The organism is Halomonas sp. Mc5H-6 (assembly GCF_024124705.1).
Classification (GTDB): domain Bacteria; phylum Pseudomonadota; class Gammaproteobacteria; order Pseudomonadales; family Halomonadaceae; genus Vreelandella; species Vreelandella subterranea.
This window is the reverse complement of the sequence record NZ_JAMXSI010000018.1, coordinates 1-17,069: the sequence shown is the minus strand read 5'-3', so window position 1 is coordinate 17,069 and position 17,069 is coordinate 1. Positions and strand designations below refer to the sequence as shown.

Genomic DNA, 17,069 nt, shown 5'->3' with positions numbered 1-17,069 from the left:
TGCCATGTCGAGTTTTCTTCAACGCCTCCGCGCCGTCCACGCCCCCTCGATCGGGCTTGGCTGCATGAACCTTTCCCACGGCTACGGTCAGCAAGTACCCGAGCCGGATGCGCTGCGGGCCCTGGATGCAGCGTTTGATATGGGCTATCGCCACTTTGATACTGCCACCCTCTACGGCGCCACGGCCAACGAAACGCTGCTCGGCCGTGCGCTGAAGGGGAAGCGTGAGCAGGTGCTACTGGCCAGCAAGTGTGGCATGGCGATTGACCCGGCCTCAGCCAAGCGGGTGATCGATGGGCACCCCGATACGCTACGTCGCCAGTGCGAGGCCAGCCTGAAACGTCTGCAAACCGATAACATCGACATCTATTACCTGCACCGCCTCGACCGCCAGGTGCCGATCGAGGAAAGTGTCGGGGCGCTGGGGCGTCTGGTGGACGCGGGCAAGATCGGCGGGGTGGGGCTTTCCGAAATTTCCGCGGCGACGCTGCGCCGCGCGGTGACGGAATACCCCATCGCAGCCGTGCAGTCCGAATACTCGCTGTGGACGCGCAATCCCGAGATTGCCCTGCTTGAGGCCTGCCGGGAGACGAACACGGCCCTGGTGGCGTTCAGCCCGCTTGGGCGCGGGTTTTTAGCGGAGGCAATCAGTGACCCGGCGCGCTTGCCCGAGGGGGACATGCGCCGCCAGATGCCGCGCTTCAGCCCGGATAACTTTGCTCATAACCGGCAGTTGCTCGATGACGTCACACGGCTTGCCAAGCGTCTAGGTGTTACCTCTGCCCAGCTAGCGCTGGCGTGGGTCAATGCCCAGGGAGCCGACGTCATTCCGATCCCCGGCTCCACCTCAATGGCCCATATGCGCGACAACCTCTCGGCCGAGACGCTCTATCTGGATGTCGCCACCTGTCAGCAGCTCAGCGCGATGCTGACGCCCGAGCAGGTCGCTGGCGGTCGCTACAGCGACGCCCAGCAGGCCGACATCGACACCGAAGAGTTTACCGTCAACCGCTAGACGAGCGTGTTTGATTGGCGAGCAACACTGATTATAGGCCCAAGCTATTAAATCAGTGGTTAAATGCAAATTGAGACTATGGTGATAGTGGTCTAAAACTGTATCAGGACAAATTTGGTGTTGGCGGGGTCATTTGAGACTAGCGAGCACCACTGATGGTTGTGCTGGTACTTGCCAGCGACAAAAGCAATGAGGGGAGAGATATGAGCGGCAAATGTCCGGTAATGCATGGGGGTAACACCTCCACTGGTACGTCCAACAAGGATTGGTGGCCGGAAGGCATCAACCTGGAGATCCTGCATCAGCAAGATCGCAAATCCAATCCGATGGGCCCTGATTTCAACTATCGGGAACAAGTCAGAAAGCTCGACTTCGATGCGCTCAAGCAGGACGTTCACGCGCTGATGACCGATAGCCAATCATGGTGGCCGGCAGACTGGGGCCATTACGGCGGCTTGATGATCCGTATGGCATGGCACTCCGCGGGCACCTACCGCATTGCCGATGGTCGTGGCGGCGGCGGTACCGGCAGCCAGCGCTTTGCCCCGCTCAACTCCTGGCCCGACAACACCAGCCTTGATAAGGCGCGTCGTCTGCTGTGGCCGATCAAGAAAAAATACGGCAACAAGATCAGCTGGGCCGATCTGATGATCCTGGCTGGCACCGTTGCCTACGAATCCATGGGGCTGCCGTCCTACGGGTTCTCCTTCGGCCGGGAAGATATCTGGGAACCAGAAAAAGATATCTACTGGGGCGATGAGAAAGAGTGGTTGGCGCCTTCTGATGAGCGCTATGAAGATGTCGACAAGCCTGAAACCATGGAAAATCCGCTGGCAGCTGTCCAGATGGGGCTTATCTACGTTAACCCTGAAGGTGTTAACGGCCAGTCGGATCCTTTGAAGACCGGTCAGCAGATACGTGAAACCTTCGCCCGTATGGCGATGAACGACGAAGAAACCGCGGCGCTGACCGCCGGTGGCCACACTGTGGGCAAGTGCCACGGTAATGGCGATGCCTCTGTGCTGGATGCCGAGCCTGAAGCCTCAGACGTCGAAAACCAAGGCTTCGGTTGGGGCAATCCCAACATGGACGGTAAGGCGAGCAATGCTGTCACCTCGGGTATCGAAGGCGCATGGACGACGAACCCTACCCAGTTCGACATGGGTTACTTTGACCTGCTGTTCGGCTACGAATGGGAACTCCGCAAGAGCCCTGCAGGTGCTAATCAATGGGAGCCGGTGAACATCAAGGAAGAAGACAAACCGGTCGATGCCAGCGACCCGTCGATTCGTCATAACCCGATCATGACCGATGCGGATATGGCGATGAAGATGGACCCGACTTACCGGGCGTACTGCGAAAAATTCATGGCTGACCCGGAGTACTTCAAGACGACGTTCGCCAAGGCGTGGTTCAAGCTCACCCACCGCGACCTGGGGCCGAAAGCACGCTACATTGGCCCTGAAGTACCCGACGAAGACCTGATCTGGCAGGACCCCATTCCGGCGGGTAATACCCACTACTCCGTCGAGAAGGTCAAAAAGCAGATCGCTGAAAGTGGCCTCAGCCAGAGCGACATGATCACCACCGCCTGGGATAGCGCACGGACCTATCGTGGTTCTGACATGCGCGGCGGTGCCAACGGCGCCCGTATTCGTCTTGCCCCGCAGAAAGACTGGGCGGGCAACGAGCCCGAGCGGCTGGCCAAGGTGCTGTCAGTGTACGAAAAAATCTCTGCCGAATCGGGTGCCAGCATTGCCGATGTGATCGTGCTGGGCGGCAGCGTAGGTATCGAGAAAGCGGCTAAAGCGGCGGGTTACGAGGTGCTTGTACCCTTCACGCCGGGTCGCGGTGATGCCACCGACGAGATGACCGACGCTGATTCCTTCGCGCCGCTCGAACCGCTGGCCGATGGTTTCCGTAACTGGCAGAAGAAAGACTACGTGGTCAAGCCGGAAGAAATGCTCCTCGACCGCGCCCAGTTGATGGGCCTGACCGGGCCGGAATTAACGGTTCTGCTCGGGGGTATGCGTGTCCTGGGCACCAACTTCGGTGGCACCAAGCATGGCGTATTCACTGAACGCGAAGGCCAGTTGACCAATGACTTCTTCGTTAACCTGACCGACATGGGTTACGCCTGGAAATCAGCGGGTAACAACACTTACGAAATCCGTGACCGGAAAACGGATGCCGTCAAGTGGACCGCCACGCGCGTCGACCTCGTGTTTGGCTCCAACTCCCTGCTGCGTTCCTACGCGGAAGTTTATGCCCAGGATGACAACGACGAGAAGTTTGTGAACGACTTCATCGCCGCCTGGACGAAAGTGATGAACGCGGATCGCTTCGACGTCTAAGCGACGCCGCCATCGAAAAGGCGCTGCCCCATGGGCAGCGCCTTTTTTTTGCCTCGATAACCAACCTGCTCTTTTCTGCGCTCTAGGTCGCCACGTTCAGCGCTGGGATGCGCAGTAGCTGGCGCAGCTGTGGCAAACGCTCCTCCAGCAGATCTGCCAGGGTGTAGCGATCCAGCACGGCAAAAAACGCCTCCAATGCCTCATTCAGTACAGGGGGCAGACGACAGGCGGGGGTGATCACGCAGGCGTTTTTGTCGCGAAAGCACTCCACCAAGCCAAATTCAGACTCGGTATCGCGCACCAGGGCGCCGAGCTTGATGGTGGCCGGGTCGCGCTTCAGCCACAGGCCGCCGTGCTTGCCGCGTATGGCGGTGAGGTACCCTTTCTGGTTGAGCTCTTGGACGATCTTCATCACATGATGGCGCGATACCTTATAGGTCGAGGCAATTTCGTCGATCGTCGCGCGTTCCTCGCCTTTCACTGCCAGATAGAGCAGCACACGGATGGAGTAATCGGTAAAGCTGGTCAGGTGCATAAGCGGTCCGCGGCAGGTCGAATGGCTCAAACTTCCATTGTACGGTGAATCGGGGCCCAGGCGAAGCGCGCCCAGAACGTACTGAAACGCTGGTGAGCCGCGCGATGTGGCAGATTGTCGCTGTGGATTGGCGGCCATGCTTAAAGATGTATTATAGATGCTACTTTAATAAAAAACACGTCGTATCATTCAATCCGCGAGGCTCACCATGCTGACTCAAGATCAAGAAGCGTTAATTGCCGCCACCGCTCCCGTCGTGGCTGAACACTTGAATACCATCACTCAGCGTTTTTACCCGCTGATGTTCGAGCGCTATCCCAGCGTAAAGCCGCTGTTCAATCAGGTTCACCAGCAAAATGGTGCCCAGCCGCGAGCGCTGGCGGGGGCAGTGCTGGCCTACGTGGGGTTGCGCCAAGACCAGGCCAAGGCACGTCAAACGCTCGAAACGGTAGTCAACAAACACGTATCGCTGGGCATTCTGCCCGAGCAATATCCGATTGTGGGCGAGTGTCTGATGATGGCGATTGGCGAGGTGCTGGGGGATGCCCTGACGCCGGAAATTGCCGACGCCTGGGGCGCGTTATATCAGGAACTGGCCGACCTGCTGATCGACCTGGAAGAAAACCGCTACCAGGAATTCGAGCAGCGTGTCGGCGGCTGGCGCGGTACGCGGCGTTTCCGCGTGGCGGATAGCCAGCAGGAAAGTGCGGTGATTCGCTCCTTTATTCTCGAACCCGAGGATGGTGGCCCCGTCGCGGCACATGCGCCTGGGCAATATATCGGCGTCAAGGTGACCATCGACGGCGAGCCGGTGCACCGCCACTACAGCCTGTCGGCAACGCCCAATGGGCGTGCTTATCGGGTGTCCATCAAGCGCGAGAACGACGGTCGCGTCAGCCGGTATTTCCACGACCAGCTGGCCAATGGCGGGGTGGTCGAGTTGCTACCCCCGGCGGGTGAGATGACGCTGGTTCCCGGTGACGCTCCGCTGATGTTGATCAGCGGTGGTGTGGGGCAGACCCCGCTGCTGCCTATCGCCAAACAGGCACTTGGCCAGGGCCGCCAGGTGGTGTATCTGCACGCCGCACAAACCTCTGAGCACTGGGCCTTTGCCGATGAGCTGCGCGCCCTTGAAAAAGCTTACCCAGCACAGTTCAAGCTGGTGACCGTGTTTGAGCAAGGCGACGACGGTGACCATCAAGGACGTCTCCACCAGGCGCTGCTGGCCGACTACTTGCCCGAAGGCGCCCACTGCTACTTCGTTGGCCCCCATGGCATGATGGAAGCTGTTGAGCAGGCGCTGAAGCAACTGGGCGTGGCGGATTCGCATCGCCACTATGAGCACTTCGGCCCAGCCATGCCGCTTAACGCGGCCTAATCGGAGATCCAGCAGGCGAACTGCCGACGGTAATCGGCCTGGGCCTGGCTGACGCTGACCGGCGTCAGCCATACCTGGGTGCCCGGCAGGCACTGGGCAAGCGTGGCACAGGCGGTTGGTGTCAACGCCCCCAGGCGTGGGTAGCCGCCAATGGTCTGGCGGTCGTTCATCAGCACAATGGGCTGGCCGTCGGGGGGGACCTGTACGGCGCCCAGCGGTATCCCCTCCGAAACGATGCCCTTCAAGGTGCCGCCAAGCACCGGCCCGGTCAGGCGAACGCCCATGCGGTCGGCGCGGTTATCGACCTGCCAGGGCATATTAAATGCCTGATACAGGCTGTTGCCGGAAAAGCTGGCGACCTGGGAGCCAAGCACGATGGGCAGGCGGCAGCCGGACGTTGGCATGCGCGGGGCCAGGTTGTCAGGCAGCGTGCGCGGCTGATGAGTGCTTCCCCGCCAGGTCAGGCGCTCGCCCGCCTTGAGCGGCTGACCGTTCTCCTGCAGGCCGCCTAGTTGCTCGCGGACCGTGCACGCACGGCTGCCGAGCACCTCGGGCGCATCCAGGCCCCCGGGAAAAGCCAGGTAAGCGCGTAACCCCTGACGTGGCTGCTGAAAGGCCAACTCCTGCCCTGAGCGCAAGCTGAAGCTGGCGTTGGGTGCGAGCGGTTCGCCATCAAGGGTGGCAGCCAGGTCGGCGCCGGTCAGCACCAAGGTTACCTCGCCCTCGGCTTCCAGTGTCAGGCCACCTCCCATGACAATTTCAAGGGCAGCGCTGTTGAGCGGATTGCCCAGCAGCCAGTTGGCCCAATGAAATGCAATCCAGTCGGCAGCCCCGCCCTGGGTGACACCCAGATGCCCCACGCCAAAGCGTCCTGCGTCTTGAACCAATGCCAGCGGCCCTGCCTTTTTAACCACTAATGCTGCCTGGCTCACGAGCGTTCCTCCATTGGCGTGGTATCGCCACCCTCGGCCTCAAACTCGGCCCGGGAAATCGACCGAAAGCGGACGCTGTCGCCAGGGCGCAATAGCGGCTCGCCGCGTTTGGCGTGCTCGAATAGCGGCACCGCCGTGCGGCCCAGCACGTTCCACCCGCCGGGTGAGGGCAGTGGATAAATGGCCGTTTGGCGATCGGCGATGCCGACGCTACCGGCGGCAACGTGACGCCTGGGGGTGGTCAGGCGCGGCGTGGCAATGGTGTCATCCACCAAGCCCATGAAGCCGTACCCCGGCGCAAAGCCCAGCGCGAACACGCAGTAGTCGTCTTGGCAATGCTGCTTGATCAGTTCGGCAATGCTGATGCCTGCGCGCTTGGCCACCCGCTCAAGATCCGGCCCGACGCTCTCGTCGTACCAAACGGGAATGTCATGGTGCTGACCTTGCTGGGTATCGGCGGGCGTCAGGCCCGTTAGGGCACCTTGAACGCGTGCCTGGGCGTCGAGGTGGCTGAGCGTTCGGCAATCATAATGCAGCAACAGCGTGGTGTAGGACGGCAGCAAATCGACCAGCGCCTCGCCGAAAGCTTCGCGTAGCGCCTGGTCAGCCGCCAGAATCCAGGCCATGTTGGTGACGTCGATGGTATCGAAAAGGCGTACCATCAAGGCTTCCATCCCGGCGGTTTCGATACGCAGCTTCACGTTGATCCCAGATGACTGAACGCATCGCGAATGGCGCGCACGGCGGCGACGGACTCTGGGTTGTCGCCGTGAACGCAAAGCGTATCGCAGGGTAGCGACAGCGAGGTGCCGTCGCGGGCGGTGAGGGGTTCGCCTTTGGCCAGCATGACGGCCTGGTCGACGATCGTGGCCTGGTCATGGTGGACCGCATCGGGCAGCCGCCGCGAGGCCAGATGGCCGTTGGCCTCATAGGCCCGGTCGGCAAAGGTCTCAAACCACAGGTTAATCCTCAGCTTGGCGGCTAACTCGCGGTGCGGTTCGGGGTTGGCAGTGGCCATGATCATGAGCGGCAGGCCGGGATCATAGGCATGCACGGCGCGCATCACGCCTTCAAGCAGTTCAGGGTTGGCCGCCATATCGTTATAAAGCGCGCCGTGAGGTTTGACGTAGCTCAACTGGGTGCCCTCCGCCTGGCAGATACCCGCCAGGGCGCCAATCTGGTAGAGCACCATATCCTCGGCCTCGCTGGGCGAGCAGGCCATGGAGCGGCGACCAAAGCCCATCAGGTCAGGGTAGCCAGGGTGCGCACCAACTCGCACACCGTAGCGAGCCGCGAGTTTGACCGTACGGCGCATCACGTGGGGGTCGGAGGCATGATAGCCGCAGGCAATGTTAGCGCAGTCAACAAAGGGCATCACTTCGTCGTCCAGGCCAAGCGACCAGTTGCCAAAGCTTTCACCCATGTCGCAGTTGAGAAGCGGGAGGGGCATATGGCCTCCTGAGTTATCAAAGAACCATGTTCATCAAAGAGCTATAGTCATTACAAAAACGTGATCAAGCGTTTATTCAATATATGAAGTCGCTGGCGGCACTGCCAAGCTTTTTTACCGACGTTACGCTTTGAGACGCAACCTATCGTGCTGTTATTTCGTGGAAAAAAGGTTGACGAAGAAATCTCATAAGATTATCAACGACACTAGGCTAAAGACTTGAAGGTGATGAAAAGCACCGCCTACGTCAAGCGTGCAGTAACACCAAACGGTAATAACCTATCAATACGAGGGCTTTATCATGCGTACCCGCATTGCAACGCCGCTGCTTCTGGTCACGGCATGTAGCATCGCCGCGACCGCTCAGGCCGCCGAGTGGACCATGGCGACGCCATATGGCGATGCCAGTTTTCATACTCAAAACACCAAGCAGTTTGCCGAAGACGTTGCCGAGGCAACGGATGGAGACCTGACCATCAATGTGCAAAGCGGTGGTGCCCTTGTGTCTCACGGCGAGATCAAGCCGTCGGTACGCCGTGGCACCATTGCTGCGGGGGAAATATTCCTCTCGGTACTCTCCAATGAAAACCCGATTTTCGAGGTGGATACACTGCCCGGTGTGGCGGGAGGCTATGAAGAGGCCTATGCGCTTTGGGAAGCCACCAAGCCAATCATCAGTGACCTCTTTGAGGAAGAAGGCCTGATCCCGCTTTACGCCGTTCCCTGGCCGGCTCAGGGTATTTACACCGCTGAAGAACTGACCGACCCGGATCAGTTTGACGGCTTGCGCGTGCGGGCGCCCAATATCAATACCCAGCGGTTTATCGAAAATCTGGGCGGCAGCCCGACGGAAACGGAAGAGTCCGATATCCCCACGGCGTTCAGCACCGGCCGCGTGGATGCCATGATCACCTCGAGTTCCACGGGCAATTCGATGGCTGCCTGGGATTACGTCTCGCATTACACCGATGCCAACCTCTGGTTGCCCAAGAATATCGTCTTTATCAATCAGCGCAGCTTTGACCAGCTGGACGCAGACACCCAGGACGCGTTGATGGAAGCGGCCGCAGAAGCCGAAGAGCGCGGCTGGGAAATGAGCCGTGAAGATAACCAGGAAAGCCTGGCGATACTCAAAGAAAACGGCATCACCGTTTCCGAACCCAACGAGGAAGTGGGTGAGGCGTTGCAACAAGCGGGTGATGAGCTGTTTGCCGATTGGGAATCCCGGGCTGATGAACAGGCCAAGGAAGCGCTGCAGGCTTACCGTGACCAGCTTGAGGATTGATGACCCGTCTTAGCGGCGCAGATGCTGTGCCGCTTTGCGCGTCAAGAGGCCAAACCCATGACGTTCAAATTCGATAAGCTCTATCGCCTGGGGGCCTGGGGCGCTGCGCTTTGCATGATCGCGATTTGCGCGCTGGTCGCGACGCAGGTGTTTTCTCGATTGGTCGATGCGCTACTGGTCATGGTCGGTAGCGCGCGGCTGAACATCAATATCACCGGCGTTTCTGAGATGGCGTCTTACCTGCTGGTAGGTGCCACCTTTCTGGGCTTGGCGTATACCTTCGTCCACCACGCCCATATCCGGGTAACCTTGCTGATTACCCGGCTTCCCTCGACGCTTCGGGTGTGGTTCGAAGTGTTTGGCTTGATAGTGGCGCTGACGCTGAGTCTTCTGCTCTGCTACGGGTTGGTGGCGCTGATCCGCGAAAGCATCGCCTATAACGATGTTTCCTCAGGCTTTTTGTCGATTCCGCTGTGGATCCCCCAGGCCGTGCTGGTGACCGGCGTTGCCCTGCTGTGCCTGGCGCTGGGCGAGGCGCTGGTGATGGCGTTGCGCCTGGCGGTCAAGGACCCCTCACGTTTTCGCGAGGTCATGGCCAGCGAAGAAAACAACGACCCCTGAACCTTGAGGGAGATACCCTGTGCTGCTACTGAGTGTCGTGACCATTCTGACCCTGCTTGTGCTGTTGGGCAGCGGCGTTTGGATTGCCTTTGCGTTGATTGGCACCGCCTGGATAGCGCTCTCCATGTTCAGCTCGTTTGAACCAGGCCCGGTACTGGCGTCTGATTTCTGGGGGGCGAGTTACGGGTGGGATCTCACCGCGCTGCCGATGTTCATCTGGATGGGCGAGATCCTGTTTCGCTCGGGGCTGGCCGACAACATGTTTCGTGGGCTTTCGCCCTGGTTAAACCGATTCCCCGGGCGTTTGCTGCACACCAATATCATCGGCAGTGGCATGTTCGCGGCGGTGTGTGGCTCGTCGGCGGCCACCTGTGCCACGGTGGGCAAGATGACCTTGCCGGAGCTTGAGCGCCGGGGTTACGACCCGCAGATGGCGATCGGCACCCTGGCCAGCGCCTCGACACTGGGGTTGTTGATTCCCCCCTCAATCGTACTGATCATCTATGGCGTCGTGACCGAGCAATCCATCTCGCGGCTGTTCATGGCAGGCATTGGCCCTGGCCTGATGATTCTGGCGATGTTCATGGGTTACCTGGTGCTGTGGTCGCTGCTCAAGGGTAACCGTGCCGGGCTGACCGGCAAGGACGAATCGGGAATGCGCTTTGCCGAGAAGCTGCGTAATACCTGGTCGCTGATCCCTATCCTTTTGTTGATTGGCGGGATTATCGTGTCGATCTATGGGGGCTTGGCGTCGCCCACGGAGGCGGCGGCGGTCGGGGTAGTGCTATCGATGCTGATTGCTCGCTCGAATGGCCATTTCAACCGAGAGATATTTCAATCCTCGCTCTTCGCCGCGGTGCGCACGGCCTGCATGATCGCTTTCATCATTGCCGGGGCCTCGTTTCTGACCTCGGCCATGGGCTTCACCCAGGTGCCCATGAAACTGGCGCAAGCGATTGGGGAAATGGGGCTGTCGCCCACCATGCTGCTGTTGGCGCTAACGGTGCTGTTGCTGGTGATGGGCTGCTTCCTGGACGGCATTTCGTTGATTCTGCTGGTCACCTCGATCATCATGCCGTTGGTGAGTGCTGCCGGGTTTGATCTTATCTGGTTTGGCATTTACCTGGTGATTGTGGTCGAGATGTCCCAAATCACGCCGCCCGTGGGCTTTAACCTCTTCGTGATACAAGGTCTCACCGGGAAGGATATTCTGACCATCACCAAAGCAACGCTACCGTTCTTTCTCTTGATGCTCGTGGCGGTTGCCTTGCTGCACCTTTTCCCGAACATTGCGCTGTACTTACCCTACGCGATGAACCGCTAATCCCGGGCCCTAGTGACCATAAAGGGAAATGCCGCCGCGCCCATTGCGTTTGATGTAGTACATACTCTGGTCGGCGGCATCGATAAGCTCTCTGCCGTTGCCAAAGCCGCCGTCGCTGAGACAGGCAATGCCGATGGACACCGATACGAAAAGTGGCTTGCCATCAACCGTTTCCATGGGTGTTTCGGCAAGGCGCTTGGCAATCCGTTTGGCGAAACGTTGCGCTCCCTTGGCCGACTCATCGGGCAGGATAATCAAGAATTCTTCGCCCCCGTAGCGGCCTGCCAGGTCCCCCTCGCGAACCAGCGAGCCGAGCACGCGGCCAAAGCGCTCCAGTATGCGGTCGCCGGTCTGGTGACCGAAGCGGTCATTGAGTTTCTTGAAATGGTCCAGGTCGATAAACACCACTGACATGGTGTGACCGTACGTTTGGCAATATTCAAAACGTTTGTGAAGCTGTTCTTCCAGCCAGGCGCGATTTGCAAGGCCGGTGAGCGGATCCCGTCGGCTGCGTTCCTCCAGTTCTGTCTGGCGTTTCTGGAGATCATCAAGTTCCTGCTGTTGGGCGTTCAACCGGGCGTTGAGCGCCAATGTCTGTTGAAAGAGTAACTGCTGCGCCTGAATGATCAACGACTCGGTATCATGCGAAAAGGGGACGGTAAGTTCGAATAGATTGGTTAAAAGGGGCAGTTGAGACTGGACGTTTTTCAGCAAATCGCTCAGTGAAATAGCCGGCGTGGTCACCACCGGGCTTAGCTGGCGCAATAGGGTGGCCAACGCCTGGCTGGGGTTGGGCGACAGCCAGGTATCGGCGATAGGGCCTGAGAGACGCAGGCACAGTAGGTACATCTCTTTCTGAGTGCCGATCTCATCGTGGCTGGTGCTGATCGCTTGGGCCAGCGAAACCGGTGCCCCCCATTTAGCGGCGAGCCAGCTGCCGATCGATGAGTGATCACTGCCGAAGCGCAGGTGTTCGCCACGACTGAGTTGTGCATGGGAGAAGGTAGTGTTTGCATACAGGTCATGGGCGTCTTTGGGGTAAGCCGCGAGCAATGCCAGCATACCGATGTCCTGGAGCAGTGCTGCGGTAAATACAAAGCTTGCCTCCTCGGGGCACAGCTGTTCTGCAAAGGAACGGGCTGCCAGTGCCGATACAATGGAGCGCCCCCAGATACGCTGAATCAGATCTTCTGACTGGCGGTCACGCCATAAACTAAAACTCAGCACCGCTGCCAGCGTGGCGTCCAACCCGAGCCGTGATGTAGCTTCCCGACATGAATGCGTTTCTGTTTGTTGACGGGCATAAAAAGCGCTATTGGCCAACGAAATCAACCGCAAGGTCAGCGCCGGATCCTGCTCGATGGCATTGGCATAATCATTAAGGGTCGCATCGGGGTAGCCTGCAACTTCCAGGACGCGGATCGCCACCGTTGGCAGCGATGGCAGCCTGGCGCATTGGTCTAGGTCGTTCTGCAGAAAACCCGGCAGGGCCGGTATGGCGAGATGATGTGTGTTGTCGCTATTAATAATGCCCGTCATATCGGCTCCTTTTCTCACGCTAGCTTAAAGGGCCAATTGCTTTTTTTCATCTTATATTGTGGGAAAGCAAGCTAATACCTTCGGCGGCCACAATCTATATCAGCCAGCGTTTAGTGTCAGGGCTTCACCGTCAAGGCGGTTCACTATAAGCTGGTTCAAACAGAGCAGCGAGACAACCAATGCAGACGGGTATTGAAGCGGCCGATATTTTTCGGCAGTTGGCTGAAGGGATGGGACAAACGGGGACCCCTCAGTTTTACCCAGCGCTAGTGGAGCGACTGGCAACCTTGCTGGGCGTGGATCATGCATTGGTGGCCCACGTTAATGCCGAAAATGACACTGCGGGCAGTGTCGTCGAAACCCTGGCGGTTTGGTCCAACGGGATGCATATGCCCAATGTTACCTACCCATTGGCCGGCACGCCCTGTGAAACCGTTGTGGGGCGCGACCCATGCTTATACCCCTGCGACGTGCAACAGCGCTTTCCTGATGATCATCTGCTGGCGGAACTGGGGGCCGATAGTTACATGGGCCTGCCGCTGTTGGCAGCGGACGGCAGAACGATCGGGCTACTGGCGCTGTTAAAAAACGCTCACATGGAGCTGGATGATCTTGCCAGGGAAGTGCTGCGGATTGCAGCGGCGCAAGCTGGTGCCGAGCTTGGACGCCAGCAGGCCGAGGAGGCACTCAAAGCCAGCGAGGCGGTTGCAAGGGAAAGCGAACGACGTCTGGATACGCTGCTCAATCACCTGCCGGGAATGGCCTACCGCTGCCTTAACGATGAGCACTGGACCATGGAGCTGGTCAGCCAGGGTGCACAAGAGCTAACCGGTTATCAGCCCCACGAACTGGTGGGCAACCACCTCATAAGCTTTGCTGAACTGATCAATGACCAAGATGCATCGCGAATGTTTGACGAGGTGCAGGCAGCCATTCGCGACAGACGTCCTTATCAAGTGGTTTATCGCCTGCATCATCGCGATGGACGAATCCGCTGGATGTGGGAGCAAGGACAAGCGGTGCTGGATGAGACGGGCAAGGTTGTCTGCCTGGAAGGGTTTATCACAGATGTGACCGATAACCAGGAAGCCCAGCGCGTTCAGCAGGCGGTAATGCAGGTGGCCTCAACGGTCACGTCACATGTGGGCGACGATTACTTTCAGCAGTTGATCAGCACGCTGGTGGAATTGCTGGAGGCTGACGGCGGCTTTATCGCGCTGCTCAATCGGTCACCCCATGAGGCGGGTGACCGTGATCGTTCGGCGGGCACCGTCACAACGGTAAGTCTTGTCGCAGACGGTACGCCATTGAATAATCAAACCTTCGTGTTGAGTGATTCACCCTGCGAACAGGTGGTCATTGAACGCGAGGCGGTTTCGCATAGTGGCGGCTACACGCCGATACCCGGAAATGCCATACAGGCCCAGGCCTGGATAGGCCGACGTCTCGATAATGCCCACGGCGAAGCCATTGGCGTGATGATGGTGTTCTATCGTGAGCCGCTTACCACCAACGCCTTCGCGACCTCAGTGCTACGCATTTTGTCGACCGGCGCCGCCGCGGAACTGGAGCGCCGTCGTGATCAGCGCCGTATGCACCAATTGGCGTATACGGACGGCACCACGGGGCTTGCGAACCGTGTTCACTTCCTGGAGGTTCAGACCCGGATGCTGCGCCGGGCGGCCCATCTCCATCAATCGCTCGGCTTGATCCTGCTCGATATCCGCCGCTTCAAGGAGATCAACGATACCCATGGCCATCAGGTAGGCGACCAGCTCTTGGCGATGGTCGCAGGGCGTCTGCAGGATGCCATACCTGACAGCAGTACCCTGGCGCGGTTATCCGGCGATGAGTTCGCGATACTGATGGATAACCCTGACGAGGCCGAACTGGCCGAAACGCTGGACCGTCTTCGCGAGACGGTCGCTGAAACCATCCGGCTGGGTCATAACGCGTTCAATCTGGAAGTGAGCGTGGGGTTCTCCCGTTACCCTGCGGATGCGACAGTGGCAAGCGAGCTGTTCAAGGCGGCCAGTATTGCCTTGCACCACGCCAAGCGCGATGGCAGCGTCTGTCCGTTCAGCTACGACATGATGCGTCAACAACGCCGCCGTCAAAAGATGACCGAGCGGCTCCACCAAGCCCTGATGGAAAATCGCCTGGCGCTTTATTACCAACCCCAGGTCAATATAAAGACCGGCCAACTGGCGGGCGCTGAGGCGTTGTGCCGGTGGTACGAGCCCGACTGGGGATGGATCAGCCCGGGGGAGTTCATTCCCCTGGCGGAGGAGCGTGGGCTGATTAGCGCGCTGGGTGACTGGGTGCTGGTGGAGGCCGCCAGACAGATCCTTGAATGGCAATCACAAGGAATGGCGGCGCTGCCTGGGCGCCTGTCGATTAATATTGCCGCACAGCAGTTTGCCGATCCGCAGTTGGCTCAGCATATTGCTGAACTGACACAAGGCGTGCCCGCGTCGGTATTGGCCCTGGAACTCACCGAGAGCGACTTCATGCGCGACCCCGACCAGGCGGTCGAGATTACCCAGAGGATGCGCGACGCTGGGTATGCCCTGTTTATCGATGATTTTGGCACCGGGTATTCATCGCTTTCCTATCTAAGGCGCTTTGCCGCCGATGCGCTGAAAATCGATATCTCCTTTGTACGCGATATGCTCGACAATCAGCATGACCGCGCCATTGTGAAAACCATCATTGCGATGGCCGATGCCTTGGGAATGAAAACCCTGGCGGAAGGCGTGGAGCATAAAGAACAGGCCACCCTGCTTGCCCAAATGGGATGCCTTGAGGCGCAAGGGTTTCTGTATGGTCGGCCCAAACCGGCCGATGAGTTTGCAGCGGCGTGGTTAAAACCCTAGCTTGTTAACCCGCGTCATCGCCCTGTCATCATCGTTGGCATACCCTACGCGCCGCCAACTCGTGATGAAAGGAGTGCCCCATGCGCCTGGCCCTGTTTGATCTTGACGACACCCTCCTGGATGGAGACTGCAGCGACCGCTGGAATTTATGGATGATAGAGCAAGGCTGGATCCGCGATGTCGACGCCTTTATGGTGCGAGCGGCGCAAATGCAGCAGGCCTATCACGCCGGAAAGCTGAAGCTTGAAGAGTACTTGGGCATGACCCTGGCGCCGCTACGCGGGCGTCGGGTGAGCGATGTGCAAAAAGAGGTAGAGCGCTTCGTCGCCACCCATCTGGAGCCACGCATTTTCGATCAGGCCTGGGCCTGTCTGGATGCCCACCGCCAGGCGGGCGATACCCTGCTGCTGATTTCTGCCTCGTCGCGCCACCTGGTCGAGCCGATTGCGACCACTTTAGGCATTGAACACGTGCTAGCGGTAGAGCCCAGCGTGGAGCACGGCATCAATGAAGACGCGCGCTATACTGGCGGCAGCGAAGGGGTTTTTTCCTATCGTGGCGGCAAAGTGATGCGCCTGAAACAGTGGCTGGCCGAGCAGCAGATTACCCCCAGCCACACCACCTTCTACTCAGACTCCCGCAACGACCTTCCGCTGCTTCAGTACGTAGATTGTCCCGTCGCTGTCAACCCCGATCCGGTCCTGGCCGAGGTCGCTAGCCTCGAAGGTTGGCGGCGCTTGGACTGGCGAACCACAAACCCTGCGGTTGCCTTTCGCCAACGTTAATCAGTTTAGCGCCTGATAGATCAGATTAAAGCCGACTAAAAACATGGCCAGAATCACCAACCGGTAAAACAGCACTTCGTTGACGCGGCTTTGCAGCCACAGGCCATTGCGCACGCCGATCCAGGCGATGGGTACCAGCACGAACGAGGCCCAGGCGCTGGTAACGTTAATCTCGCCAAGCCACATATAGGGCGCCAGTTTGATCACGTTGACCACGGCAAATGTCACGGCGCAGGTGGCGATAAAGGTCTCTTTGGACAGCTTGCGTGGCAGCAGGTACACGTTGAGCGGCGGTGCGCCCGCATGGGCCATGAAGCTGGTAAATCCGCAGACACTTGCGGCTGGCAATGCCCAGCGGGAGGAAATGGGCTTCTTGGCAACGGGTTTCAGCAGCATATAGGTGGCGAACAGCAGGGTGATCACGCCGAGCGTCAGGCGTAATCCCTGCTCGCTCAGGCTGTCGAACAGCAGCGTTCCTACCGCCACGCCTATGAATAGCCCCGGCACAAAACGCCATACCTCGGCCACCGCGTGCCTGCCCCACCACGCCTTCACCGCAAACACGTCCATCACCAGCAATAACGGCAGTAAGAGACCAGCTGCCTGGGCCGGGCTGATGGCCAGCGCCATCAACGGTACCGACAGCGTGCCAAAGCCCCCCGCAAAACCGCCTTTGGAAACGCCGGTCAGGTACACGGAAAATACGATCAACAGCCAAGCGATCACGGAGTAGTCGGGGAGCATACGCCTCTCTCGGTTATCAGTTCTCGGGTATCAGTTATTGGATATCCGTGGTCAATAAAAAGCCCCGCAGAAGCGGGGCACCACAGCATAGCATTAGATGAACGTTAGGGAAGGTCTGAATAACTGCCGATTATCGCCAATCGCGGTTTGAGTCGACAAAAAATCAAAGATTCAGACACGCTTCTCCCGTTATGTGTGTGTTTTTTGCCCGTTTCCCGCCTTTTAGGCGGA

General features: G+C 58.9%; 14 protein-coding genes. 8 read left to right on the top strand and 6 right to left on the bottom strand.

Annotation, left to right across the window (positions count from 1 at the left end):
- Nucleotides 1-4 precede the first annotated feature (4 nt).
- Nucleotides 5-1,015, top strand: coding sequence for an aldo/keto reductase (locus tag NH395_RS17260; RefSeq protein ID WP_253026611.1), 1,011 nt, complete (start codon nt 5-7; stop codon nt 1,013-1,015).
- Between the two features lie 203 nt (nt 1,016-1,218).
- Nucleotides 1,219-3,369, top strand: a complete 2,151-nt coding sequence (katG, locus tag NH395_RS17255; RefSeq protein ID WP_253026609.1) for a catalase/peroxidase HPI — start codon at nt 1,219-1,221, stop codon at nt 3,367-3,369.
- An 82-nt stretch (nt 3,370-3,451) separates the two neighbouring features.
- Here katG and NH395_RS17250 read toward each other — a convergent pair whose 3' ends face one another.
- Nucleotides 3,452-3,904 carry an Rrf2 family transcriptional regulator gene (locus NH395_RS17250; protein WP_253026607.1) on the bottom strand — a complete coding sequence of 151 codons (453 nt, stop codon included), beginning with the start codon at nt 3,902-3,904 and terminating at the stop codon, nt 3,452-3,454.
- A 208-nt stretch (nt 3,905-4,112) separates the two neighbouring features.
- On the opposite strand from NH395_RS17250, the gene hmpA reads away from it, so the two are divergent.
- The gene (hmpA, locus tag NH395_RS17245; protein ID WP_253026605.1) at nt 4,113-5,282 is read left to right on the top strand and encodes an NO-inducible flavohemoprotein; all 1,170 of its coding nucleotides are present in this window, start codon (nt 4,113-4,115) and stop codon (nt 5,280-5,282) included.
- On the opposite strand, the gene NH395_RS17240 is transcribed toward hmpA, so the two are convergent.
- The 3 genes from NH395_RS17240 to NH395_RS17230 are packed head-to-tail and all read right to left on the bottom strand — an operon-like array spanning nt 5,279 to nt 7,664.
- A complete protein-coding gene (locus NH395_RS17240) occupies nt 5,279-6,214 on the bottom strand; it encodes a biotin-dependent carboxyltransferase family protein (RefSeq protein WP_253026603.1) in 936 nt (311 codons plus the stop codon). The genes hmpA and NH395_RS17240 overlap by 4 nt on opposite strands.
- On the bottom strand, nt 6,211-6,915 hold the full coding sequence (gene pxpB / locus NH395_RS17235) for a 5-oxoprolinase subunit PxpB (protein ID WP_253026601.1): 705 nt from the start codon (nt 6,913-6,915) through the stop codon (nt 6,211-6,213). Before pxpB ends, NH395_RS17240 begins: the two co-directional genes overlap by 4 nt.
- Nucleotides 6,912-7,664: a 5-oxoprolinase subunit PxpA gene (locus NH395_RS17230; protein WP_253026599.1), complete on the bottom strand. Its 753-nt coding sequence runs from the start codon at nt 7,662-7,664 to the stop codon at nt 6,912-6,914. The genes pxpB and NH395_RS17230 overlap by 4 nt, the downstream gene beginning before the upstream one ends.
- 301 nt (nt 7,665-7,965) lie before the next feature.
- Here NH395_RS17230 and NH395_RS17225 point away from each other — a divergent pair, with 301 nt between their 5' ends.
- The 3 genes from NH395_RS17225 to NH395_RS17215 are packed head-to-tail and all read left to right on the top strand — an operon-like array spanning nt 7,966 to nt 10,894.
- Complete coding sequence (locus tag NH395_RS17225; RefSeq protein ID WP_253026597.1) at nt 7,966-8,949, top strand: TRAP transporter substrate-binding protein; 984 nt, start codon at nt 7,966-7,968, stop codon at nt 8,947-8,949.
- A 57-nt stretch (nt 8,950-9,006) separates the two neighbouring features.
- Nucleotides 9,007-9,570: a TRAP transporter small permease gene (locus tag NH395_RS17220; protein WP_253026595.1), complete on the top strand. Its 564-nt coding sequence runs from the start codon at nt 9,007-9,009 to the stop codon at nt 9,568-9,570.
- A 19-nt stretch (nt 9,571-9,589) separates the two neighbouring features.
- Nucleotides 9,590-10,894: a TRAP transporter large permease subunit gene (locus tag NH395_RS17215; RefSeq protein WP_253026593.1), complete on the top strand. Its 1,305-nt coding sequence runs from the start codon at nt 9,590-9,592 to the stop codon at nt 10,892-10,894.
- 9 nt (nt 10,895-10,903) lie between these two features.
- Here NH395_RS17215 and NH395_RS17210 read toward each other — a convergent pair whose 3' ends face one another.
- Complete coding sequence (locus NH395_RS17210; protein ID WP_253026591.1) at nt 10,904-12,433, bottom strand: GGDEF domain-containing protein; 1,530 nt, start codon at nt 12,431-12,433, stop codon at nt 10,904-10,906.
- Nucleotides 12,434-12,612: 179 nt separating this feature from the next.
- Here NH395_RS17210 and NH395_RS17205 point away from each other — a divergent pair, with 179 nt between their 5' ends.
- Both NH395_RS17205 and NH395_RS17200 read left to right on the top strand, forming a co-directional pair.
- On the top strand, nt 12,613-15,309 hold the full coding sequence (locus tag NH395_RS17205; RefSeq protein ID WP_199284147.1) for an EAL domain-containing protein: 2,697 nt from the start codon (nt 12,613-12,615) through the stop codon (nt 15,307-15,309).
- An 80-nt stretch (nt 15,310-15,389) separates the two neighbouring features.
- On the top strand, nt 15,390-16,094 hold the full coding sequence (locus tag NH395_RS17200; protein WP_199284146.1) for an HAD-IB family hydrolase: 705 nt from the start codon (nt 15,390-15,392) through the stop codon (nt 16,092-16,094).
- Here the strand turns inward: NH395_RS17200 and NH395_RS17195 are convergent, their stop codons facing one another.
- Nucleotides 16,095-16,838 (bottom strand): sulfite exporter TauE/SafE family protein, encoded by a 744-nt coding sequence (locus NH395_RS17195; protein WP_253026589.1) that lies wholly within the window; start codon nt 16,836-16,838, stop codon nt 16,095-16,097.
- Between the last annotated feature and the right edge of the window lie 231 nt (nt 16,839-17,069).

Coding starts and splice junctions, on each gene's coding strand:
- hmpA (WP_253026605.1), top strand. CDS start 4,113: ATGCTGACTCAAGATCAAGAAGCGTTAATTGCCGCCACCGCTCCCGTC.
- NH395_RS17250 (WP_253026607.1), bottom strand. CDS start 3,904: ATGCACCTGACCAGCTTTACCGATTACTCCATCCGTGTGCTGCTCTAT.
- NH395_RS17205 (WP_199284147.1), top strand. CDS start 12,613: ATGCAGACGGGTATTGAAGCGGCCGATATTTTTCGGCAGTTGGCTGAA.
- katG (WP_253026609.1), top strand. CDS start 1,219: ATGAGCGGCAAATGTCCGGTAATGCATGGGGGTAACACCTCCACTGGT.
- NH395_RS17220 (WP_253026595.1), top strand. CDS start 9,007: ATGACGTTCAAATTCGATAAGCTCTATCGCCTGGGGGCCTGGGGCGCT.
- NH395_RS17230 (WP_253026599.1), bottom strand. CDS start 7,664: ATGCCCCTCCCGCTTCTCAACTGCGACATGGGTGAAAGCTTTGGCAAC.
- NH395_RS17200 (WP_199284146.1), top strand. CDS start 15,390: ATGCGCCTGGCCCTGTTTGATCTTGACGACACCCTCCTGGATGGAGAC.
- NH395_RS17260 (WP_253026611.1), top strand. CDS start 5: ATGTCGAGTTTTCTTCAACGCCTCCGCGCCGTCCACGCCCCCTCGATC.
- NH395_RS17225 (WP_253026597.1), top strand. CDS start 7,966: ATGCGTACCCGCATTGCAACGCCGCTGCTTCTGGTCACGGCATGTAGC.
- NH395_RS17195 (WP_253026589.1), bottom strand. CDS start 16,838: ATGCTCCCCGACTACTCCGTGATCGCTTGGCTGTTGATCGTATTTTCC.
- NH395_RS17210 (WP_253026591.1), bottom strand. CDS start 12,433: ATGACGGGCATTATTAATAGCGACAACACACATCATCTCGCCATACCG.